Source organism: Vogesella mureinivorans (assembly GCF_007644035.1).
In the GTDB taxonomy this organism is placed as follows: Bacteria; Pseudomonadota; Gammaproteobacteria; order Burkholderiales; family Chromobacteriaceae; genus Vogesella; species Vogesella mureinivorans.
Genome location: NZ_VMTV02000525.1, coordinates 1 through 271 on the forward strand (window position 1 = coordinate 1; position 271 = coordinate 271).

A 271-nucleotide genomic window follows, 5' to 3' on the forward strand; every position below is an offset into this window, starting at 1 on the left:
GATTTAAAGAAGCTTACGATCAATTCGTTCAAGGTGGCTGGCAAGGTTTGTCGTACCCAGAAGAGTTTGGTGGTCAGGGCTTACCAATGTCTTTAAATCTGATTAAATCAGAAATGATGGGAACTGCAAACTGGTCATTCACGATGTACCCAGGTTTAAGCATGGGCTGTATGAACACCATCATGCAATTTGGTACGGATGAACAAAAAGCAACTTATATGCCTCACCAATACCGCCATCTACCGTTGGGATAAATTTTGGTACGATAAAT

Annotated in this window: 1 protein-coding gene; it reads left to right on the plus strand. The window is 41.3% G+C overall.

Annotated elements, in window-relative coordinates; translation table 11 throughout:
- Positions 1–254: acyl-CoA dehydrogenase family protein (locus FLQ44_RS14375; protein WP_206208893.1), on the plus strand; the 254-nt coding region annotated here is incomplete at its 5' end.
- Positions 255–271: the final 17 nt, after the last annotated feature.